General features: G+C 39.9%; 18 protein-coding genes. 6 read left to right on the forward strand and 12 right to left on the reverse strand.

Annotation, left to right across the window (positions count from 1 at the left end; translation table 11 throughout):
• Positions 1-96: 96 nt before the first annotated feature.
• The 3 genes from QMA12_RS00735 to QMA12_RS00745 all read right to left on the reverse strand — a co-directional run bounded on the left by QMA12_RS00735 (position 97) and on the right by QMA12_RS00745 (position 3601).
• Positions 97-2229 (reverse strand): M3 family metallopeptidase, encoded by a 2133-nt coding sequence (locus QMA12_RS00735; protein ID WP_290210056.1) that lies wholly within the window; start codon positions 2227-2229, stop codon positions 97-99.
• A gap of 257 nt (positions 2230-2486) precedes the next feature.
• Complete coding sequence (locus QMA12_RS00740; RefSeq protein ID WP_087532048.1) at positions 2487-2696, reverse strand: hypothetical protein; 210 nt, start codon at positions 2694-2696, stop codon at positions 2487-2489.
• Positions 2697-3052: 356 nt separating this feature from the next.
• Positions 3053-3601 (reverse strand): DUF308 domain-containing protein, encoded by a 549-nt coding sequence (locus QMA12_RS00745; RefSeq protein WP_087532049.1) that lies wholly within the window; start codon positions 3599-3601, stop codon positions 3053-3055.
• Positions 3602-4227: 626 nt separating this feature from the next.
• Here QMA12_RS00745 and QMA12_RS00750 point away from each other — a divergent pair.
• From QMA12_RS00750 to yegD, 5 genes are all read left to right on the forward strand, one after another.
• Positions 4228-6507, forward strand: coding sequence for a TonB-dependent receptor (locus QMA12_RS00750; RefSeq protein ID WP_290210055.1), 2280 nt, complete (start codon positions 4228-4230; stop codon positions 6505-6507).
• 106 nt (positions 6508-6613) lie between these two features.
• Positions 6614-6913 (forward strand): hypothetical protein, encoded by a 300-nt coding sequence (locus tag QMA12_RS00755; protein ID WP_087532051.1) that lies wholly within the window; start codon positions 6614-6616, stop codon positions 6911-6913.
• Between the two features lie 58 nt (positions 6914-6971).
• On the forward strand, positions 6972-7628 hold the full coding sequence (locus tag QMA12_RS00760; RefSeq protein WP_087532052.1) for an HAD family phosphatase: 657 nt from the start codon (positions 6972-6974) through the stop codon (positions 7626-7628).
• 30 nt (positions 7629-7658) lie between these two features.
• Entirely contained in the window at positions 7659-8525 is an 867-nt protein-coding gene (locus tag QMA12_RS00765) for a DNA ligase (protein ID WP_290210054.1), read from the forward strand.
• A gap of 64 nt (positions 8526-8589) precedes the next feature.
• Positions 8590-9957 (forward strand): molecular chaperone, encoded by a 1368-nt coding sequence (yegD, locus tag QMA12_RS00770; RefSeq protein WP_290210053.1) that lies wholly within the window; start codon positions 8590-8592, stop codon positions 9955-9957.
• 12 nt (positions 9958-9969) lie between these two features.
• On the opposite strand, the gene QMA12_RS00775 is transcribed toward yegD, so the two are convergent.
• Genes QMA12_RS00775 through QMA12_RS00785 form a run of 3 tightly spaced genes read right to left on the reverse strand, consistent with a single transcriptional unit; the run spans position 9970 to position 12286 of the window.
• Complete coding sequence (locus QMA12_RS00775) at positions 9970-10434, reverse strand: methylglyoxal synthase (RefSeq protein WP_087532055.1); 465 nt, start codon at positions 10432-10434, stop codon at positions 9970-9972.
• A 17-nt stretch (positions 10435-10451) separates the two neighbouring features.
• Entirely contained in the window at positions 10452-11090 is a 639-nt protein-coding gene (locus QMA12_RS00780) for a LysE family translocator (RefSeq protein WP_290210052.1), read from the reverse strand.
• On the reverse strand, positions 11090-12286 hold the full coding sequence (locus QMA12_RS00785) for a multidrug effflux MFS transporter (RefSeq protein WP_290210051.1): 1197 nt from the start codon (positions 12284-12286) through the stop codon (positions 11090-11092). The genes QMA12_RS00780 and QMA12_RS00785 overlap by 1 nt, the downstream gene beginning before the upstream one ends.
• A gap of 205 nt (positions 12287-12491) precedes the next feature.
• Here QMA12_RS00785 and QMA12_RS00790 point away from each other — a divergent pair, with 205 nt between their 5' ends.
• Complete coding sequence (locus QMA12_RS00790; protein ID WP_087532058.1) at positions 12492-12965, forward strand: hotdog fold domain-containing protein; 474 nt, start codon at positions 12492-12494, stop codon at positions 12963-12965.
• 2 nt (positions 12966-12967) lie between these two features.
• On the opposite strand, the gene QMA12_RS00795 is transcribed toward QMA12_RS00790, so the two are convergent.
• From QMA12_RS00795 to QMA12_RS00820, 6 genes are all read right to left on the reverse strand, one after another.
• Positions 12968-13459, reverse strand: coding sequence for a polymer-forming cytoskeletal protein (locus QMA12_RS00795; RefSeq protein WP_290210050.1), 492 nt, complete (start codon positions 13457-13459; stop codon positions 12968-12970).
• On the reverse strand, positions 13449-14597 hold the full coding sequence (locus QMA12_RS00800; RefSeq protein WP_290210049.1) for a M23 family metallopeptidase: 1149 nt from the start codon (positions 14595-14597) through the stop codon (positions 13449-13451). Before QMA12_RS00800 ends, QMA12_RS00795 begins: the two co-directional genes overlap by 11 nt.
• A 154-nt stretch (positions 14598-14751) precedes the next feature.
• Positions 14752-16065 carry a fumarylacetoacetase gene (fahA, locus tag QMA12_RS00805; RefSeq protein ID WP_290210048.1) on the reverse strand — a complete coding sequence of 438 codons (1314 nt, stop codon included), beginning with the start codon at positions 16063-16065 and terminating at the stop codon, positions 14752-14754.
• A gap of 115 nt (positions 16066-16180) precedes the next feature.
• Positions 16181-17227 (reverse strand): 4-hydroxyphenylpyruvate dioxygenase, encoded by a 1047-nt coding sequence (hppD, locus tag QMA12_RS00810; RefSeq protein WP_087532062.1) that lies wholly within the window; start codon positions 17225-17227, stop codon positions 16181-16183.
• A gap of 313 nt (positions 17228-17540) precedes the next feature.
• On the reverse strand, positions 17541-20276 hold the full coding sequence (locus QMA12_RS00815) for a metallophosphoesterase (protein WP_087532063.1): 2736 nt from the start codon (positions 20274-20276) through the stop codon (positions 17541-17543).
• Between the two features lie 269 nt (positions 20277-20545).
• Positions 20546-22042, reverse strand: coding sequence for a peptide MFS transporter (locus QMA12_RS00820; protein ID WP_290210047.1), 1497 nt, complete (start codon positions 22040-22042; stop codon positions 20546-20548).
• Positions 22043-22106 lie beyond the last annotated feature (64 nt).

Raw genomic sequence — 22106 nt, forward strand, 5'->3', positions numbered from 1 at the left:
AAAGGGAGTTAATTTGAGTTAGAAGGTCAATAATACGGGATGATCGTTATATAAAAATGAGAGCCTGTTGTAGGCTCTCATTAAAATTCGCTCTTGTTACTCAACTAAACCACGGCGCTTAAGTAATGCGTCTGTAGTTGGCTTTTGACCACGGAACTCAATGTAGCTTTGCATTAAGTCGCGGCTGTTACCTTTTGATAAAATTTCTTTACGGAAGTTATCACCGTTTTCACGAGTAAGGCCACCTTGCTCTGTCATGTGAGCAAATGCATCGGCTGCAAATACTTCAGTCCAAAGGTAAGCGTAGTACCCCGCTGAGTAACCACCGGCAAAAGTATGACTAAAGTAGCAAGACTTATAGCGTGGCGGTACTGGGTAATAGGCAATACCGTGTTTTTCTAGTGCTTCGTGTTCAAACTTTTGAACGTCGCTGATATTCATATCAGAACCAAATGAGTGCCATTCCATATCAAGTAATGCAGCAGCTAAGTATTCAGTTGTGCCAAAACCTTGATTGAAGTTTTGTGACTCAAGTACTTTATCCAGTAGCTCTTTTGGAATTGGCTCACCCGTTTTGTAGTGTTTAGCGTAGTTAGCAAGGACTGTTGGTTCAATATTCCAATCTTCATGTGCTTGAGAAGGAAACTCAACAAAGTCACGTGCTGTTGCAGTACCGGCAAGGCTTGGGTATTTAACATCTGAGAATAAACCGTGTGCTGCATGACCAAACTCATGGAACATAGTGGTTACTTCAGAGAAGGTCATTAAGGTTGGCTGACCTTCTGCAGGCTTAGGAATATTTTGCGCATTATAAATAACAGGTTTGGTGCCTTTTAAGCCACTTTGACCAACGTATGAGCTCATCCATGCTCCGCCACGCTTACCTTCACGTGCATATGGGTCCATATAGAACAAGCCAATTGCGCTGCCATCGGCATTAAATACTTCAAACGCCATTACATCTTCGTGGTAAAGCGGTAGGTCTTTACGTTCTTTAAACGTAATACCGTAAAGTTTTTCCATTGCGAAGAATAAACCGTTATGGATCACTGATTGCATTTCAAAATAAGGTTTTACTAATGCAGGATCTAGGTCGTACTTTGCTTGACGTACTTTTTCAGAATAAAATGCCCAATCCCATGGTTGCACTGCAAATGTTTCGCCTGATGCATCAATTACCTTTTGAATCTCAGCAGCTTCAGCTTTTGCTTTATTTACGGCTTTTGGTGCTAGATCATCTAAAATACCGTAAACGTTCTCGGTAGTTTTAGCCATACGCGTGGTCATTACATATGACGCCCAATCTTTATAACCGAGTAACTCCGCTTTTTGTGCACGTAAGTTGGTCTCTTTAATGATAATAGGGCCGTTAGTGTTTTGTGCACGTGTTGCAGAAGCTTTAAAAATACGCTCACGAAGTTTGCGGTTTTCAAGGCTGCTTAAGATAGGCTGTTGTGTCGTGTTCACAAGCGTGATCATGTAGCCTTCTTTACCTGCTTTTTTCGCAGCAGCGGCTAGGTTTTCAATTTCGCCTTCAGACAAACCAGCTAACTCGCTTTTATCTGTCACTAGTACAACGTCTTCTTTGAACGACTTTAATACGTTTTGCGAAAATGCGGTTGAGAGCTTAGCAAGCTCAGCGTTAATTTCACGCATTTTTGTTTTTTGTGTTTCGTTTAGCTTTGCACCGGCATTAATAAACTTAGTGTAGTAAAACTCAACTAAACGTTGATCTTCAGCGTTTAAGCTGTCTTTATCGTTGTACACACTTTCAACACGTGAAAATAATGCTTTATTTAGGAAGATATCATCAGAATGGGCTGACAATACAGGTGCCATTTTAGCGGCAATGCGTTGGTATTCTGAATCAGAAATTAAACCTGACAAGTTATAAAATGCAGTTGAGACACGATCAAGAAGCTCACCAGAGTATTCCATTTCAACTAACGTATTTTCGAATGTTGCAGGTGCTGGATTATTAGCGATAGCAGCGATTTCGGCTTTTTGCTGTGCAATACCGGCATCGAAAACAGGTTCATAATCTTTTGTGCCAAACTTATCAAACTCTGGCGCCATATATTGCAGTGGGCTTGGCTTCATTAAAACGTTATCAACATTCATTGTTTGTACTTGCGTTGCTTGTTCAGTTGAATCTTCAACGTGTTGTGAACTACAAGCTGAGAGTAATAAAGCGCTGGCGATAGTGCTAGCGATGAGAGATTTGCGCATAAGAGCTCCAATAAAAAAATTAGCCTTTAAAAACAAATAAGGCATTAGCATCTTAACTTAGCAAATTTTGGATTATATACAACAAAGTTTATCGGTTTAATGGGGGGATTGAGCGCAAAAAATGAAAAAAGCAGATAAGTTATCGGTAAAAATTAAAAAAGTAGCTTAATTATAAATTATATAAAAAAGCTACTGTTGGGTTGTTGTCATATTACTTAATGGGTAATTTAGAAAAAAGTTAATCATGCTAAGCAAAATTAGTTGTAGCCAAGTACAAACTTCTTTTCGCTACCAAAACCTTCCGGTTGTGCATGACCAAACTCTTTATTAATTGAATTAAGCGTTTGCTCTTGCTCGGCAAGTACACATAAAATTTTGTTACGGTAAGCTAAGCTAGATTCGAATAGCGCTAGATCAACCAATGGCTGTAAGCTGGCTAATTTTTGATTTAAGGTTAGTTGTGACATCGCGTTCTCCTCGTGCTGTATTGACCTTACAATATAGGTATAGCAGCGGTTGTAAAGAATTGTTAATATTTTGTTCATAAAGAGCATAATGAACTTAGACGTTCTGCACTTAAAAGGTATTATGGCGTGTCAAACTTACTAACCCCTGAATAGCTAAACTTTTTTTTGCAGATGCTTATGAACTTAGAACAGATCGTTCATTTTGTTTGTCATGTAGTTTAATGCACAGCGATATTCACTTAGGTGGTGAGATTGTGATATCGCGTAAGGACTATTAAAGCTAAATTGATTTAATCGCTGTGGATTATTGAATAGGTATAAATGTCTTGAAACAGTAATGCTCCAAGGCTTTCTCATTATTGTAAAGTACCAAGCTTTTTAAGCTTCAAAGAAAAACCAACAATTAAGGTACCAAAAATAACGGCGTATGTTGCAACTAACCACAGTAGGGTATGAATACCCGCACTTGGATTAAACACAAGGTATAAACCAAATATTACCGATAATGCACCAGTAATAATCAATAGCCACTCACCTGATATCTCAACCCTTAACTTGACCGCTACGAGTATCTCAACAGCGCCGATAGCGATTGCCCAAGCAGCTACATAATAAAGTAATAAAATAGTTGTTATGTTTGGCGCTAGTAGGGTAACTAATCCAGCAATAATAGATAACACACCGCCTATCAATAACCAACGCCAATAGGGGTTATTTTGCCGGGAGTTCCATGCAATCCAACTACGCAGTAAACCGTCAAATAAAAAGTAACCAGCAAAAAACAATAACATAATACTCAACGATGCTTGTGGGGCTAGCCAGGTTAGTACGCCTAATACGATTGCTATTAGTCCACGTATAAAAAGCACAGACCAGTTTTTTGCAAGTGTTGTTGTTAGATTCATCTTGTTCCTTAATGATAAGCATAAGTTTACGAATTTCGAATACACTATTTTACTCTGTTTAAGAATTCAAACTCCACGAGACATATTAGCCTTTTTAGCATAGCAGTTCGCAAGTAGCTATTAGATGGCCATGAAAAAATAGCGGATGATCCTTGCCGTGTTAAATTCAAAGGAGTCACACCTAGGGCAGTACAAAGTGATGTACTAAGCTATGTTAATACTATCGATTTTGCCAAAGTGAGTGGTTAAATACGAATTAAGCAGTTTAACCTTGTAAGTGATAGTTATTGTCATTTATAAGATTTGGCTATAGCTTTGCAAATGCTTGATCAAGGACATATGTCCGCTAAGTTCAAAAATATATGCATAAAACTGCCTAAGTTCGCTGATTGTGTCGTTAATTGTTGTAAAAAGTTTATTTAAATGTACATATTTATGCAGTAATAATGTCATGAAGTGTTATAATCTTCATCGTTCGTTCAGCCTCACTACTTCGTTTTGCACTCTCGACAGTGAGGTCCGCGCAGCTTAATATAAGGCGCGAAAAATTGGCCGAGCCCGCTAAGTGAACTAGCGCAACACATACACCGTTGAACAAGAGTGCACACAAAAGGCTAAACCCCAACATGAAAGCAATGAAAAGATCTACGTTAGCAACCCTTATTAATGCAACGTTGTTCTCTGCAGTAGCAGGTACTTCATTTTCAAGCGCAGCAGAAGACGCCCCCGCTGCAGAAAAAAGCAATCAATTAGAAGTTATTCAAATCACCGCACGCAAACGTGTAGAAAACGCACAGGAAGTTCCTGTAGCGGCATCTGCTTTACAAGGTGATGGGTTAGAAGCAGCAAGCTCTGCTGGTATGGACATTCGCTTTTTAAATGCGAAAATCCCAAGTTTAACTGTTGAATCTTCATTTGGTCGTTCATTCCCACGCTTTTATGTTCGTGGTCTTGGTAACTCAGATTTCGATTTGAACTCATCGCAACCAGTATCTTTAGTGGTAGATGAAATTGTTCAAGAAAGCCCTATTTTAAAAGGCTTCCCTGTATTTGATACGGGCCGAGTTGAAGTTCTTCGTGGACCTCAAGGAACGCTGTTTGGTCGTAATACACCGGCTGGCTTAGTTAAAATTGATTCAGCGCGTCCAACGCAAGACTTTGAAGGTTATGCTGCTTTATCTTATGGTTCATTCAATTCAATTGATTTTGAAGGTGCTGTAAGTGGTGGTTTAACTGATAACTTATCTGCACGTGTGTCTTTATTACGCCAAGAGCGTGATGACTATATTGATAATCGTTTAGCAGGTAACGAGATTGATGATGCAACGGGTGGCTATCAAGAAACAGCTGCTCGTGTGCAGTTTTTATATGAAAAAGATGACTTAAGTGCACTATTTAACTACCACACACGTGATTTAAATGGTAAGCCAATTGTATTCCATGCAAATGCAATTGAAGCGGGCACTAATAAGCCTCGTGCTGATTTTGACCCAGAAGTTATTTATCAAGATTCAGTGCAGTTTGCGACGCAAAATGTTGAATCGCAAGGTGCAAGCTTAAAAGTTGAATATGATTTTAATGATTATACGTTAACCTCAATCACCGGTTGGGAAAGTGCTGAAATCTTCTCTCGTGCGGATGTTGATGGTGGTTACGGGTGTGATAACCCATTTCAACCAGGTTGCCCTACAGCTGAGATGGGGCCGGGGTTCATCTTTTTGACATCCGAAACGGCAGATGCATTACCTGATCATAATCAATACACGCAAGAGTTACGCTTATCAAGTGACTTTGCTGGCGATTTCAACTATCAAGTAGGTGCTTTTTATTATAATGAAGAGCAGGTAATCGAAACTTACGGTTATGACGGTTTAGGCGCCAATATCTTAACGGGTTATGTACGTCAAGATCAGGAAACGACTGCATGGGCTGTATTCGCCTCAAGTGAATATCAGTTAACCGATAAGCTAGAAATCACAGCTGGTTTACGTTATTCAGATGACAAGCGTGACTTTACTGCGTCACGTTATGCATCACCTGAGTCAACTACTGCTAACTTAACTAAATCAGTGGCACCAGAAGATAGCCATGTGTCATGGGATTTAGCTGCTGCTTATAAATACTCTGATGACGTAAACTTATTTGTTCGTGCTGCAAACGGTTTCCGTGCACCAAGTGTTCAAGGACGTATTTTATTTAGCAACGACGTGACAGTTGCAGACTCAGAAACCATTAACTCTATTGAAGCCGGTATTAAGTCAGACGTACTTGATGGCAGTGGTCGTGTTAATGCAACCGTTTTTTACTATCAAATGGATGACCAGCAGCTAACGGCTGTAGGTGGTAGCTCAGGTAATGAGGCACGCTTGCTTAACGCTGATAAAACAGTGGGTTATGGTTTTGAAGTGGATACGCAGTGGGTATTATCAGATAACTTTGATGCAACCTTTAACTTCAGTTATAACAATACAGAGTTACAAGATGATGGTTTATATTCAGCTGGTTGTTTTGCTTGTACTATAACTGACCCGCTGACAGAACAAGGTTATAGCTTAGACGGTAATAGCTTACCACATGCGCCAGAATGGATTGCTAACTTTATTTTACGATATACAAAAGAAGTGGGCGATGGAGAGTTTTACGCATACACTGACTGGTCTTACCGTAGCGAAATTGACTTCTTTTTATATGAATCGGTTGAATTTACTGGTGAAGCCCTACTTGAAGGTGGCGTGCGCACTGGTTATAAATGGTTCTCAGGTGACTATGAATACGAAGTTGCTGCATTTGCGCGTAATATAACAGATGAGCAAGTGTTTATTGGCGGTGTTGATTTTAGTAATAATGCAGGCATCGTAAATGAACCTCGCTTTATTGGCGCAGAGTTTAAAGTTAACTTCTTTTAAGGTTAACTAAATATATATAAAACCCGCTTTTACAGCGGGTTTTTTCGTTTATATTACCCGCTGTTACTGCTAAAGTAGCACTAATTATATTTTAAAGAGAATGACCATGGCTGGATTTTGGAACTACCGCGTAATTTTTTGTGAAGCAACCAAAGATGAAGCGGCGCAATATCAAATTCATGAAGTTGAATATAACTTAAATGGTAAAGTAACGAACTGGTCTGAAACCGGTGCTGCACCATTTGGTAACACTGTCGAAGAACTACAAGCTGACAGTGATCGCCTAAAAACGGCATTTGATAAGCCGGTGTTAAAAGTGGTTCGTAAAGAACGAGGTTATGAACTTGTTGACGTTGAAACAGGTGAAGAGGCCTTTGCCGAGCCTCCTGCAGGCTTAACGCAATAATGTAAAATGAAAAGGTGCCAAGTGCGCCTTTTTTTAGCACTTTAAATAAGGAGTGGTGATGACTTTACAGGCAATACTATTTGATATGGACGGCACGCTGGTTGACTCCGAAAGTGTGCACTTTAATTGCTGGAATGACATTTTAGCCGAGTATGGAATTCGTTATGAAGAAGATGAATTTTGTCAGCGTTTTTCAGGTAAAGCAACTGTAGAAGCGGCAAAAGAAGTTGTTAGTTATTACAATTTAGCAATTTCACCGCAAGCACTAGCGCAACGTAAGTATGACTACTTTAGTGAATTTGTCACAACTCACTTGCCACCACTTATGCCATTTGCAAAAGAAACCTTACTCGCGGTTAAACAAAGTGGTCTAAAGATGGCGTTAGTAACAGGCAGTGCACGAGATGAAGCCTTACCTATCCTTAAAGGATATGGCTTTTATGAGCTGTTTGACTGTGTAGTAACGAAGGATGATGTGGTAAACCCAAAACCTGCTGGCGATCCGTATTTATTAGCACTGCAAACACTCGCAATTAATCCTGCAAATGCCGTCGCGGTTGAAGATACCAATACCGGCGTAACTGCTGCTTTTAATGCAGCGCTTGCTGTAATTGCAGTGCCTAATAAACATACTTTAAGCCATGACTTAAGCAAAGCAACGGCACAGCTTGTTAATTTGCATGAGTTTTTGCAATGGGTACAAAATAAACTATAGTTTAAGTATCTTACTTGTAAGGATACAACAATGAAAAAAGGACTCTATACTTTATTATATTTATGGCTAGTTTTACTAAGCTTACCTTTTTTAGCCCAAAGTGCTGATAAGGCAGATACCACACCCCACGTACAACTTGCAAAAGTGTATGATAAAAATAACACAGCTGAAGTATCTGAATATTTAGTAAGTGAAAAGTTTGACGGAGTCAGGGCCATTTGGACTGGGGCTGAGTTTGTCACTCGAAATGGCAACTCCATTAATCCACCGCGTTGGTTTAGCAGTGTTTTGCCTAATGTGTGGCTCGATGGGGAGCTTTGGACAAAGCATAATGACTTTGCAGCTTTAAGTGGCATTGTGCGCACAGCCAAGCCGATAGACAGTGATTGGCAGAAAGTGTCTTTTCGTATATTTGATATGCCCGATCAGACAAATCCATTCAGTATTCGCTATAAAAATTACCAGCAGTTAGTGAAAGCAATTAACAAGCCACACATCATTGCTGTAGAACAACATCAGTTTTTATCAAACCAAGCCTTAACCGCCTTTTTTGAACGAATAATTAAACGCGGTGGTGAAGGGGTTATGTTACATCTTGCGAGTGCAAAGCATCAAAATGGCCGTACATCAGCACTATTAAAACTCAAACCTTACTTTGATGATGAAGCCATTATACTTGACTATTTACCAGGTAAAGGTAAATACTTAGGTATGCTTGGTGCAATACGCGTTAAAAATGAAGCCGGCATTGAATTTACAATCGGCACAGGCTTTAGTGACCTCCAAAGACAAAATCCACCCGCTATTGGCGCAAAGATAACGTACCGTTACCATGGCTATACAAAAAATGGATTACCTCGCTTTGCCAGCTTTTTACGTGAGCATGTGCAGGAATAACGTTTTAAAGCTGGATTAAATGTGCTAAATTGCGCGGCCTTTTTGTCGTCAACGTGGTGAAGCAATGGTAGTAGGTTTTGATTATGGTAGCTCTAATTGTGCAATGGGTGTCATGGGTGAAAACAACCTTGTTGAACTTGTGCCATTAGAGCAAGGTAAGCATTACTTGCCATCGACTCTATACACTCATCATAGTGCATTAGTCGTTGATTTTGTTGCTAAGCACCTAACTGGCACTCCATTCGAACACGATTATAAAAGCCAACGCCAAGCCTTGCTAAATACATTGCCACGTATAAAGTCTGACCTTGATTTAGCGGTTGATGAACAAAGCTTATTTATTGGCCGTGAAGCAATTAACGAGTATGTGCAATTTCCTGAAGAAGGTTACTTTGTTAAATCGCCGAAATCATTTTTTGGCGCAACGGGCTTAAAACAAGGACAAATCAATTTTTTTGAAGATATTGCTACGGCAATGATTTTAAAAATAAAACAACGCGCTGAAGCGTCTTTACAACAATCCTTAACACATACAGTAATTGGTCGCCCAGTTAACTTTCAGGCTGTGGGTGGGGACGAGTCAAACCAGCAAGCCATTGGTATTTTGGAGCGCGCAGCTAAACGTGCAGGTTTTAAAGACGTTGCCTTTTTATATGAGCCTTTAGCCGCAGGGGTTGATTACGAAAGTAATTTAACTCAAAACCAGAAAGTACTCGTGGTCGATATTGGTGGTGGTACGAGTGATTGCTCATTTGTGCAAATGGGCCCTGATTTTCGTGGTAACAGTGAGCGCGATCATGACTTTTTAGCCCACAGCGGTAAACGTATCGGTGGAAATGACTTGGATATTGCGCTGAGCTATCACGGTTTAATGCCGCTATTAGGCCTTGGCAGTTCGTTCAAATCGGGCTTACCTTTACCCAATCAGCCTTTTTGGCAGGCATGTAAAATTAACGATGTGAATTTGCAAAGCCAATTTTACGCGCAAGCACATGCTCGTGAGCTCATTGCTGCGCTTCGTGAAGTAAGTGAACCTGCGCTTTTCCAACGCTTAATTAATTTACAGCAAAATAAACAAGGGCATCAGCTAGTACAACAAGGCGAAGCCGCTAAAATTGCCTTATCATCCCAGCAAAGCTTTAATTGTAATTTAGACTTTCTAGCGAAGGATTTATCTAAAATATTGAATTTAAGTGACCTAGCGTTAGCCGTTGATGATTCTATAAGTCAAATAGTGACGCTGGCTAAAGAAGCAATTAAAGAGGCAGGTGTCACGCCTGATGTTATTTATTTAACGGGAGGCAGTGCACAGTCGCCGTTAATAAAAGCGGCACTCAAACAGCACTTAGGTGATATTAATATGGTGAACGGCGACCACTTTGGTAGTGTTACCGCCGGCCTAACCAAATGGGCAAATATGATTTATAAGTAAGCCGATGTTTACTTATAAATCTACTTGCCGAGTTGCGAGGTATTTTTCGTAATCCGGCAAGGTACGCTCAAGCTCACTATTCATTAACGTTGAGCTTAATAACATATCTGCACTGACTTCATTACAGGCCACAGGAATATTCCATACTGCAGCCAATCTTAGCAATGCCTTTACATCTGGATCATGGGGTTGTGATGCAAGAGGATCCCAAAAGAATATAAGCATATGTACTTCGTGCTCGGCAATCTTTGCTCCGAGCTGTTGATCGCCACCCATAGGGCCGCTCAATAGTTTTACAACGTTTAATCCTGTCGTGCGTTCGATTAAATGTCCTGTGGTGCCTGTACCATACAATGTGTGTTGGCTAAGGCTTGCGTGGTGTTTTTTACACCAAGCTTGAAGGGCTGCTTTTTTACCATCATGGGCAACCAAAGCGATATTTTTATGTGCTGGGAGTGACTGTAATTTTTGTTCCATATTGACTCTTATTGTTATTACATCAGTAAATTAATGGCCAGTGCTATAAATACTACGCCTGTTATACGATCTATCCAAATCTGGCTTTGTGGATGTGCTCTAAAATAGTTTGCAATTTTATCGCCAAAGTAAATATAAGTGCAGTCGATAGGAAAAGCAAAAAGAGGGTAGAGTAAACCAAAAAATGCCAGCTGAAATGTGGTTGAACTCGACAACGTCGGATCAACAAATTGTGGTATAAAAGCAATAAAAAACAGCGCCACTTTTGGATTAAGCACTTCTGTCATCATAGCTTGAAACATAACATTGGACTTCTTTTTGGTGCTTACATGAGGCTTCTCGTCACTACTGCATTGTGGTTGCATAAACGTGCTTTTAAGCATAATAACGCCTAAGTAGCAAAGGTAGGCAGCGCCAGCGTACTGAACTGTCGCATATGCTGTTTCAGAGGCTTTTAAGATAGCTGTTAAACCAACTACGGCTAATAAAGTGTGTACTACGCCGCCAAGGGCAAAACCAAACGCACTTTGTAAGCCGGCAGCACGGCCATTAGCAAACGTTTGCGCCATTAAAAATGCATTAGAAGGCCCTGGTGCCACTGCTATTAAAAAACTCGCGGCTAAAAATGATAATACAAACTCAGGATTGACGAGCATTACTTTACCACTTCAGTTGTTGGATGATAAATATCTGCTTTGCGCGTGATTAAAATTATCCATAGTGGTAACAATAGCAATAAATGAAAGGCAATAAATTGCGGTGCATTAAAGGGCAGCACTTGGGTTAGTATGACTAATACACCTGCACCACTCATTTGCATTAAGCCAATCAGTGCAGATGCGGTGCCTGCTTGTTTTGGGAAATGTGACAAGGCCATGCCCGCGGCGGAACCTAAACTCAGTGCAAAGCCAAGTGCAGCAATCAAAATGGGCAACATAAAAGTAAATGCTGTTTTAAAATGACTCAGTAACAATATGAGCACACCAGAAAAAATGAGTAAGCTAACTCCTAGCTTCAATGCTTTTTGACTGTGACGCTTGATATACATAGGCGCAATAAAGCTGGCGACGATACTAATAATCGCATTCAAGGTAAACCAAAAAGTAAAGTCACTCACAGTGCCACCCAACTCGGTCATGATCCAACCCGGCGCAAGAGTGACAAAAGCTAAAATTGCCGACATGGCTATCATGCATAAAAGGCTGTTAAAAAAGAATACGTTTGTGGTAATAATTGGCACAAACCGACGTAAGTCTAAAATATGCCCTTGATAGTGACTATCACTTGGCCGAGTTTCTTTAAAAAACAACAAGGTGATTATAAGGCCTAGGCAGGCGAAGCCGACTAAAAATAAAAAGTTCATTCGCCAGCCAAATTGCACGGTTAACCAAGCGCCTAAAATAGGTGCGAGCGCTGGCACAAAACATACAATTCCATTTAAGTAAGTAATCATTTGGCCACTCTTAGCGCTACCGTATATGTCTCGTACAATTGCAAATGCCACTACAAAAGTTGCACAAGCGCCAAATCCTTGTAGTGCTCTAGCAATCATTAAAACACTAAAGCTTGGTGCTAGGTAGGCCAGTAAGCCCGCGATGCCATAAAGGCTTATTCCTGTAATTGCAATGGGTTTACGGCCAAACTTATCAGCTAAGGGCCCTGCAATAAGCTGACCCAAACCAACAGTGAGCATAAAAATAGCAACAGTGAGCTGCACTTTTTGCTCACCTACAGAGAGTGCTTGCGCTATTTCAGGAAAAGCAGGCAGGTAAATATCAATAGCCAACGGGCAGAAAATAATTAATAAAGCGAGAATTAATACGGTATGCAATGAGTGTTCAGTTTTTGGCATGGATGCTCCTTATACTCGTATTTTATTGTGCCTGTTATGAAATTGAAAGCGATAATAGAGAGACATATACCCAAATCACCTCAAGATGCAGAATTCAGCGTTTAACAGGCGCTTAATATCAAGATGCACCATAATAATTAAACTTTTGTTAACTGGTCTGATGTGTTAGTTTTATTGATAATAAAAAATTTGCTTGAGAAAAATAATGAGTGATAAATCTGCCGTTTTAAAAACCTGGCTAAAATTAAAAAAGCTACCATTTGGGAATTGGCTATTTACTAAAGCCGTCTGTGTTAAAGCCCCTTATTTTGCTTCAATGAAGCCCTATATTTTAGATGTTAGAGATGGCTATTGCAGTGCCGTGGTTAAAAACCGTCGTAGCGTTCATAATCACATTGGGACTATTCATGCCATTGCACAATGTAATTTGGCTGAACTATGTGCTGGGGTTATGGTTGACGCAACAGTTCCCTATAAAACCCATCGCTGGATCCCAAAAGGAATGACTGTTAATTATTTAGCAAAAGTGGATACAGATGTCACAGCTATTGCAGAGATTCAGTTGCCAAGGCCATGGATTGATAAAGAAGATTTAGTGGTTCCGGTCAAACTGTACAATACCCGCAATGAGCTTGTATTCACCGCAGATATTACAATGTACATTACTAAGAAAAAATAACCTTATTCCTTTTCTGCGGCTTGCTTGTTGAAAAACGACAAGTCGTTATCACCTTCGTTTAAAACCGATGTTAGCTCAGGTTTTGACTCAATTGATTGACTGATCAACTCAACAGTTTCGGCCTCATGCCGCTGTTTTAAGTTACCCTCAATAACAGCTCCAGCTTCAATGCTTAACGTATCTTGATAAACATCGCCGTGTACTTCGGCAGTCTGTTCAATCGTGACTTTACTCGCGTTGAGTGAGCCAATAATTTTGCCTTTGACAATAACACTATCTGCGACAACGCTGCCTTCAACAGTACCTGTGGTACCAATGACAAGATGACTAACTTTTACATCACCATCAATTCTGCCATCAAGTTGAACTTCGCCCTGACTGATTAACGAGCCAGTAAGACGAACATCTTCAGATATAATTGAAGGTGCGTGATTAGTTCTTTTAAGTTGGTTACCAGCTGAGTGAGTATTAGTTTGCTTTTTTTTACCGAACACGAGAGAGCGCCTTTGTAATTTTAACTGGATTAACATGTTTGTCGTTAAGTAACACTTCATAGTGTAGGTGAGTGCTCGTACTTCTGCCAGTACTGCCCATCAAGCCAATGACATCATTTTTAGTAACTGACTGTCCTTTTTTAACTTTAATTTTATTAAGGTGGCCAAAGCGTGTTACAAAACCATTTTTATGCTCAAGCTCAATAAAGTTACCATAGCCGCCATTGCGTCCGGCTCGTAGTACGGTGCCATCGGCAGGGGCAAAAATTTCAGTCTTATGCCACCCAGCTAAATCAACACCTTTATGAAAAGCACGACGACCATTCATTGGATCTTTACGTAAACCATAGCTGCTCGAAATATAATAGTCAGCAGCGGGTAGCGACTGTGGAAGTTCGCTGAGTAAACTCTCAAGGTTATTTAAGGATAATAGTTTATCGGCAGTGGTTAAAAATTCGCTGGGGATCCTTGATTCATCAAATAAATTTAAAGGACCACCTTGGGCCGAATCATTAACTGGATAATTTAATTGATTAGCAAACGCTGTATCAAGGCCTGCACCTTTGAGCATTGTTAAAATGTTTTTTTGGCGCTGATCAATATGAGTTTCTAGCTTATTAAAGCTTTGCTTATATTGTGTACTGAGTGCAGCTAAGCGTTGCTCAAGCGAACTGCTTTGCTGTAGTGGTATATGACTTCCTTTGCTTTCATCTATTAACGGCTCATGTAAGTCGCTTTGCTGTTGTTTTTCTTCAATTTCAAGTGTCGTACTATCTTCAGCTTTACTTAGAGAGTCAGGTAGTGATTCAATCATGCTTTGTAGTAGTGCATGTTTTTGTTCGAGTGTGGCTAATTGTTCTAACTGTTGTTCATGCAGACGCTGTTGCGCTTGTTGCTGCTGTTGCCATTTTTGTTGTTTTGTTATTTGGCTTTGCTCAATATCAGAAATTATATTGGTTTGGCTATAAACCTGCAAAGTAGAAACTGTTAACCAAGTTATTGCTGTTAAAATACAAAACACGGCAAAAACTTGCAGCCAAGGGGCTAAGATCACATGCTTCACTTCACCATTTTGACGGATCAAAAGCTGTCTAACTGGGAATAATTTGTGATAAAAAGACTTAATAAATACTGACATGGCTTATAAATACTGGCTATTAACCAGATTAAGATAGCAATTTGATATAAAAAAGCCAGAAAAAAATTGTAACCTTTACAATTTAGTGTGTAAAAAGCGCCCAACTGGGCGCTTTCATTTTTTTAACATGTAGTTAAAAAGTTAGGTGGTTTAATCACTTAGCAGGTAGAACTGTGCCTTCAACAGAGCCAAAGCCAATTCGAGCAAACCCGTCTTTTTCACACCAGCCACGCATAATAACATTATCTCCATCTTCTAAAAAGCTACGTTGCTCTCCATTGCTTAGCGTGATCTTCTCTTTGCCACCACGCGATAGCTCAAGTAAAGAGCCCGCTTCTTCATGCGTTGGGCCTGATTGAGTACCTGAGCCTAACATGTCACCTGGCATAAAGTTACAACCATTGACGGTGTGGTGAGTAACCATTTGCGCTACCGTCCAGTATGAATGCTTAAAGCTTGATTTAGACACTTGCGCTGGTGCATGGCCTTCGTCACGCATTTTCTGCGTTTCAATCTGTACATCCATTTTAATATCAAAAGCACCGTGCTCACGGTTATGAGCTGACTCTAAATAATCTAATGGTTGTGGATCATTTTCATCACGGGTCCATGATGTTTTGTAAGGTGCTAATGCTTCAGTGGTGACAATCCACGGTGATACTGTTGAAGCAAAGTTTTTCGCAAGAAATGGCCCTAACGGTTGGTATTCCCATGCTTGTAAATCACGTGCTGACCAGTCATTGAATACACAGAAACCAAATACGTGATTTTCTGCATTTTCAATAGCAATGGCATCCCCTAACTCGTTACCTTTACCTAAGTAAATACCAAGCTCTAATTCATAATCTAAGCGTTTACATGGGCCAAGCGATGGAACATCGGCATCTGGCGCTTTAGTTTGTCCGTTAGGGCGATGGAACGTTTGTCCTGATACATCAATTGATGATGAACGGCCGTGGTAACCAATTGGCACCCACTTGTAGTTAGGCAGTAATGGGTTATCAGGGCGGAATAAACTGCCTACGGCTGTTGCATGATAAATTGAGGTATAAAAGTCAGTGTAATCACCGATGCGACATGGCAAGGCAAATTCAATGTCAGCTTGAGCGATTAATGCATCAGTTAGTTGTGTTTGCTCAGCTGCACCTTCACGTAGTGCTTTAGATAAAGCTAAACGCAATGCTGACCAGTATTGTTGGCCAAGGCCCATAAATTCGTTCAAGGTTGCTTGGCTTGCAGCAGCAGCCGCTGTTTGGGCATCACCAGAAAAAATAGCGAGCTCGTTTACTTTTGCAAGGTCAATTACTTGGTCGCCAATAGCAACCGCACCGCGAAAAGCTTCGTTAGAGTGCTTACGACGAACTTCAGCAAAAGGTAAGTTTTGAATTGGGAAGTCACAATTTTCGGCGTTGGCGGATTCAACCCAGCTAGTTAAATTAATATCATGGGTTTCGTTAATGAGGCTCATATTCTTTCCTTATGGTTTGCGCTGATTGAATACACTAGTATATGGAGGCAATCAGCACAAATTTAAACGACAAAAAGCAGCGAGTTCGCTGCTTTTTAATTTTATATTCTAAAGCTTAAAGGACGCCGCGACGCTCTTGGTCACGCTCAATCGATTCAAACAGTGCTTGGAAGTTACCTTCACCAAAACCACCGTCATCAACACGTTGGATCATTTCGATAAAGATTGGGCCAAATAAGTTTTTAGAGAAAATCTGTAATAGGTAGCAGTTTTCGCTTTGGCTATCGACTAATATTTGGTGCTCACGGATTTTTTCTTTGTCTTCTGCAACCCAAGGTACACGGTCAAAAATAGTGTCGTAATACTCAGGAATAATATCAAGCGTGGCAATCGTTGACTTATCTAGCTTATCGAGCGAGCTTACTAAGTCATCTGTTAAGAATGCTAGATGCTGAACACCTGGACCATTATACTCACCTAGGTATTCATCAATTTGGTTATTATCGTTGCCTTTACCTTCGTTAATTGGAATAGAGAAGGTACCGCACGGTGATTTAAGTGCATACGAAAGTAGCGCAGTTTTTTGACCTTTAATGTCAAAGTAACGCACTTCGGTAAAACCAAACACGTCTTTATAGAAGTTAGCCCATGTTTCCATCGTGCCTTTATAAACGTTGTTTGTTAAGTGGTCGATGCGCAAGAAGCCTTTGTCAGCAACAATATTTTGTTCGCTTAAATCTTCAAAATCATTTTCGTAGATAGAACCATTATCACCAAATTGTTCAATGAAATAGATTAAGCTGTCGCCAATACCGTAAATTGCTGGGTATGGTAGGTCTTTATGGGTTGAGTCAGTCGCTGGTTTTGCCCCACGTTCTACAGCTGTTTCGAATGCTTTTTGTGCATTCTCAACACGCCAACCCATCGAACAAATAGCAGGGCCATGGCTTTTTGCAAATTCAGCAGAAAAACCGCCGCGCTCGTTATTCAGTAAAAAGTGAATATCGTTTTGATTATAGTAAACGATATCTTTACCTTTAAATGTTTTTAATTTAGAAAAACCAAAATCGGTAAATACTTTGTCCATGTAGTCAGCGTCTGGCGTTGCGTACTCAGTAAATTCGATACCAACTAAACCTAAAGGGTTTTTTACTTCACTCATTTTAATTCTCCCGCAATATTTAAGCACTGCGTTTTGTTGTATTTAATAGCGCAGATGATTAACCATAAATTGCATGAGGGGAAGAGGGGGCAATTATTTAGCTCAGAGGAGGTTTGTAAATTAAATGGGACGGTGAGTCAAAACTGAATTGCAGGTTTTAGAATACCGTTATATAAGCTTGAGATTTTTCACTTTAAAAATAATGCTAATATATTTTTTGATATTGATTTATATAGTATTTATGAGACTTTCAGTGAAGTCGCAGGGTAAATAATAGGAGCGTTTCTCTCTATATCTCACCCTGCGATTGTAATTATTTGTTTACGTTTTTAGCGCGATTGTTAAAAAACTTGCTACGTTGTTCAAGCCAGAGGTTAGGCATGATGGTGGGGGCGTTTTGATAATGGCGTTCTACAGTTTGATTTAGTTCACGAGTGCTCGGTATAAATTGCAGTTGTTGCTGCGCACCACCCATTGCCTTTATTTCATCTCGAGTCATACTTCGCCCAGCGTATAACAGCGCATTTAAATAACCGGGTTCTGTTTCATAATCATCGTCAGTTAAAAGTAGTACTGCTTTATTCAGTGCCCAGCGACTGTTTATTTCACCTTCAGTTTTCACTCCTGCTAACTCACCATCTACATATACTTCAAAGACACCATTGCTTGGTGCGGTATAAAAGACAAATGCGATGCGATGCCAAGTATCAGGTTGAGTTGCACCAAAATACCCACTCTTACTTGTAGACTTGCCCAAACCGCCCTCAGGATTAATAAAAATATCAGCATCGTCTTCGGGAGTATTTTCGATGTTTGTTTGCATCAGTGCCCGGTAGATATCCTTAGCGGCAAATGGCCAATATATATCCATGACTATTGTGTAATCTGATACTAACCCTTGCTCTGCAAAATCGCCATTAGCTGGAGTATTTAAATTAATAATTAAGCCTTCATTTGGTGCATGATCGCTAAAAGCCATAACGCCAGATGGGCCATCAATTAAATCATCTATTTCTAGAGAGGTGGTAGTATCGAATGTACTTTCTCTTGGTCCCCAATTTGTAGTATTTGGATCATAGTAGTTTAGTGTTGACGGTCCATAGTCTGCTTTGAATGGATTACTTGCGTCGTTAAAGTTCCAAACAGTTATATTATCAATACTTTGGCACGCATTTAGAGGTTTATCTGTATCTATATGTAAACACTGACTGGTGCGATAGCGGGCATATTTATCAAGTAGTTCCCAGGTTTCAGCTAATAAAGCAGGGTCAGTGAAACCTATATCGTTAAAGAATAGTTCACCATTAAATGCGGGCCCTTTTTGTAAAGCTAAAGTGTAATTACTGTCATCATTAATAGACTCAGGAAGAAGCGATACCCAGTCAGGTTGACTAGAAACAATGTCTTTTAATTGCGATCCTGACACTGTTACCTGATAGATAGCGCTAAAACCTGGCGTGTTAGAAGGCTGTCTTTCGACTTTAAAGGCATTATGAAAATCTTCTTGTGTTAGTGTGCCCGGTGTCCAGCGAGTTTGTACTTGAGCGGAGTCAAACAATACAGCATCGACTTGATACTGATGCTGTGCGCTTAGCGCGGTAATTTCCATGACTTGTTCTGCTGTAGGGTAGTTTTCTGAAATTGCTATTTCAGTATTTGCATCTGGTGCATATTTACCCATTATTGAATCTATTTCACTCTGCAGCTGTTCATCAGTCGTTGAGATGGTAGATGTTGCTATAGTTTCGTAATCAATATTCGTAAGCTCTTTCGTATTTGAATCGAAAGTAAGTGTTAAATCCGTCAGCCCTTGGGCAAAGAAGTTAGGTTGTATAACAATACTGCCATTTTCTAATAGTTGATAATTTTCGCCACCATGGGTATGTCCGCCAAGTACTAAATCTATTCCCGGAACATTTTGTGCTATACGGGTATCAGTGCCTTCACCTAGGTGGCTTAGCATCACCATGAAGTCTACATCTTGGCTATATTTACCGACTATTTCTTCAGCTATTTCTTGCCATTCCCAGTTCATTTTAAAGTTCGCGATGAAGTCTGGGATCGGTGCGGTTTCTATTGGTTGATCTAATTCATTCCAAGGCACAGATGTCATGCCAAAAAAGCCTACTTTTAGGCAGCCGACTTGTACGATAGAAAACTCCACCCCATCAAAGGTTTGTTCACTATTTCCAGCGTAACGGGTATTACTTGCTAGTACAATTGCATGATCATCATTGGCATACTCTAATAACTGTTGCGGTCCCCAGGCATAGTCATGATTGCCCACAACACGTACATCAAATTTCATTGCTTTTATAGCTTCAACAGTTGCTACGCCTAATGAGGTTTGTTCAGCGACCGTGCCTTTTTCATAATCATCACCGCCATTGGTAAATAAGGTATATGGCTGCTCAGTTAATGCGTTGTTATAGTAACTTTTAATACGGCTAAAATACTGCTCTTTAAAGCCAAAACGGGCGTGCAAGTCAGCAACGTGGATAAAACGCAGAGTTTGCTCTGTTTGGTTATCTGTACAGGTAGGGCCTATATTTTTTGTTATTGTAGGAATTGTTCTTGCCTGAACGGCAAAAGTACCAAAGCTAGTCATTAATGCACTAACACTGTTTGAGCTACTGGTTATAGTTGTTAAAGGCTGCCAGAGACCATCGACCAATTGCACGATAGTCAACATTTGCTGTGGTTCAGTACTTGTAACATCAATTTTTATGGTAATAGACTTTTTGAATTCTAAGTTTTGGGGTCTAAATGTATAAAGAGGAGAAACAATATCGAGTTCTTTATTAGAGGTATCTAACTCGGCTTTACTAAAAATAAAGCTTGTGTCAACTGTAACTGAATTAGCGGGGGCGCTTAGCTGAACTAAATTGTTATCAAAACTTTTAACTAACCCATTATTTGCTGAAATCACTAAGCCTGTTTCTTCAACTTCAAAGTTAGTGTCTTTGTTCGTATCGTCACCGCCACAACCGTTTAGTAAAACTAAAGTAGCTATAAAAATAGGGAGTTTAATTAATGAAGAGAAAGACATATACCTGTGCTACCAATTAATTGAATAGCTTAATTATATCAGTTATAGAAACAAGCTTGTAGGAAAATCAATCATCAACGATTCGAAATACACTAAATTAGTTTGTTGATTAATACTCCATAATGCTTAATTGCTTCTATTAAACATTATTTTTAGTGACTAAAAATGAGTAAATTTAAATTGCGATGGGTTTGAAGGTAATAAGGCAAGATATTGCTATCTTGCCTTTTAGGAAAAGTACATTGCTGTTAATGCATCAAGTTTATGAACTACTGAGCACCTGTCTCAGATAAACCTTGCTTTTCCCATATTCTGGCTTTAAAGCTCATCAGTACTAATACAATACCTACACCTATACTAAATAATGCGATTTGTAGATATAGGTAAGGAATTTCTTCCATATTATTAGGATCAAAACCACCAGCAAGTATACCCGCAATAATGTTACCAATAGAGTAAGTAAGTACGAATATCCCCATCATTTGACCAGAGAAGCGTTGTGGAGATAAACGGCTAACAGCACTTAATGCTACAGGGCTTAAACAAAGTTCACCCACTGTATGTAAGAAGTAGGTTGTTACTAACCAATAAGGCGCAACCTTTAAGCCTTCAGCGGCGTAATGAGCTGCCATAAACATAACTAAAAAACCACTCGCCATAATGATAAGACCAAATGCACATTTGACACTGTATGACGGTGAAATCATTTTTTTAGATAGGTTAATCCAAAGGGCAGCAAAAAATGGAGATAATACAATAATAAAGATAGCATTTAATGACTGAAACCAAGCGGTAGGTATTTCAAAGCTACCGACAAGGCGATCGGTGTAGTCACGAGCAAATAAATTCAGTGAAGAGCCCGCTTGTTCAAAACCAGACCAGAAACACGCTGAAGCAACACACACTAAAAATAAGGCCCACATGCGGCGCTTCTCAGCTTCGGTTAACTTGCCTTTAAAATAGATAATGCCAAAGTATGCGAAGAAAATTAGTGAAAACACGATCGCTACATAACCGGCAATAATCACAGGGTCAATAACTAAATGACCTGTCATTGTTGCAGTCATTACTGATGCTACAATAATAACAAACGCTGCAATTGCAAACCAAGTGCGAGTGATACCGCGAGGGCTTAATGGATTAGCTGGAGCTGAACTATGACTAGGTAAGTGCTTAGTGGTTAAATGATATTGAATTAGACCAATACCCATACCAACAGCTGCTGCACCAAATGCCCAGTGCCAACCGACATTTTCCATAAAGTAACCACAAACGTAGTAACCAATAATTGAACCTAAGTTGATACCCATGTAGTAGATGGCATATCCACTATCACGGCGCTCATCTTCACTCGAATAAAGTTGACCAACCATCGCGCTGATATTTGGCTTTAATAAACCAGTACCCGAGGCGACGAAAACTAAACCGATAAAAAACGAATACTCATGCGGTACAGCCAAAATAATATGACCAATCATGATGATGATACCACCGTACCAGACCGCTTTTTGGCCACCAAATAAACGGTCAGCGAGCCAACCACCTGGTAAGCCTAAAAAGTAAACCGCACCTGTGTATAAACCATAGATAGCCGCTGCTGAGGCGACAGTGAAACCAAGACCTTCTTCTTGCAAACTAGCAGTCATGAAGAGTACTAGTAAGGCACGCATGCCATAATAGCTCATTCGCTCCCACATCTCAGTGAAGAACAGTGTTGAAAGTCCTTTTGGGTGGCCGAAAAAACCCCCAGTTGAAGATGAACTCATATTTACTTCCTAACTTATATTATTATTGCGGCCTTATATTTTTGCTTTTATTGCTCGTGTAAGT

The organism is Pseudoalteromonas sp. APC 3893 (assembly GCF_030408095.1).
In the GTDB taxonomy this organism is placed as follows: Bacteria; Pseudomonadota; Gammaproteobacteria; order Enterobacterales; family Alteromonadaceae; genus Pseudoalteromonas.

What these genes read in the sequence shown, in the direction of transcription:
- QMA12_RS00750 (WP_290210055.1), top strand. Translation starts at nt 4,228, where the DNA reads ATGAAAGCAATGAAAAGATCTACGTTAGCAACCCTTATTAATGCAACG.
- QMA12_RS00775 (WP_087532055.1), bottom strand. Translation starts at nt 10,434, where the DNA reads ATGGAACAAAAATTACAGTCACTCCCAGCACATAAAAATATCGCTTTG.
- QMA12_RS00765 (WP_290210054.1), top strand. Translation starts at nt 7,659, where the DNA reads ATGAAAAAAGGACTCTATACTTTATTATATTTATGGCTAGTTTTACTA.
- QMA12_RS00755 (WP_087532051.1), top strand. Translation starts at nt 6,614, where the DNA reads ATGGCTGGATTTTGGAACTACCGCGTAATTTTTTGTGAAGCAACCAAA.
- yegD (WP_290210053.1), top strand. Translation starts at nt 8,590, where the DNA reads ATGGTAGTAGGTTTTGATTATGGTAGCTCTAATTGTGCAATGGGTGTC.
- QMA12_RS00820 (WP_290210047.1), bottom strand. Translation starts at nt 22,042, where the DNA reads ATGAGTTCATCTTCAACTGGGGGTTTTTTCGGCCACCCAAAAGGACTT.
- QMA12_RS00800 (WP_290210049.1), bottom strand. Translation starts at nt 14,597, where the DNA reads ATGTCAGTATTTATTAAGTCTTTTTATCACAAATTATTCCCAGTTAGA.
- QMA12_RS00740 (WP_087532048.1), bottom strand. Translation starts at nt 2,696, where the DNA reads ATGTCACAACTAACCTTAAATCAAAAATTAGCCAGCTTACAGCCATTG.
- QMA12_RS00780 (WP_290210052.1), bottom strand. Translation starts at nt 11,090, where the DNA reads ATGCTCGTCAATCCTGAGTTTGTATTATCATTTTTAGCCGCGAGTTTT.
- QMA12_RS00745 (WP_087532049.1), bottom strand. Translation starts at nt 3,601, where the DNA reads ATGAATCTAACAACAACACTTGCAAAAAACTGGTCTGTGCTTTTTATA.
- fahA (WP_290210048.1), bottom strand. Translation starts at nt 16,065, where the DNA reads ATGAGCCTCATTAACGAAACCCATGATATTAATTTAACTAGCTGGGTT.
- QMA12_RS00760 (WP_087532052.1), top strand. Translation starts at nt 6,972, where the DNA reads ATGACTTTACAGGCAATACTATTTGATATGGACGGCACGCTGGTTGAC.
- hppD (WP_087532062.1), bottom strand. Translation starts at nt 17,227, where the DNA reads ATGAGTGAAGTAAAAAACCCTTTAGGTTTAGTTGGTATCGAATTTACT.
- QMA12_RS00735 (WP_290210056.1), bottom strand. Translation starts at nt 2,229, where the DNA reads ATGCGCAAATCTCTCATCGCTAGCACTATCGCCAGCGCTTTATTACTC.
- QMA12_RS00785 (WP_290210051.1), bottom strand. Translation starts at nt 12,286, where the DNA reads ATGCCAAAAACTGAACACTCATTGCATACCGTATTAATTCTCGCTTTA.
- QMA12_RS00790 (WP_087532058.1), top strand. Translation starts at nt 12,492, where the DNA reads ATGAGTGATAAATCTGCCGTTTTAAAAACCTGGCTAAAATTAAAAAAG.
- QMA12_RS00815 (WP_087532063.1), bottom strand. Translation starts at nt 20,276, where the DNA reads ATGTCTTTCTCTTCATTAATTAAACTCCCTATTTTTATAGCTACTTTA.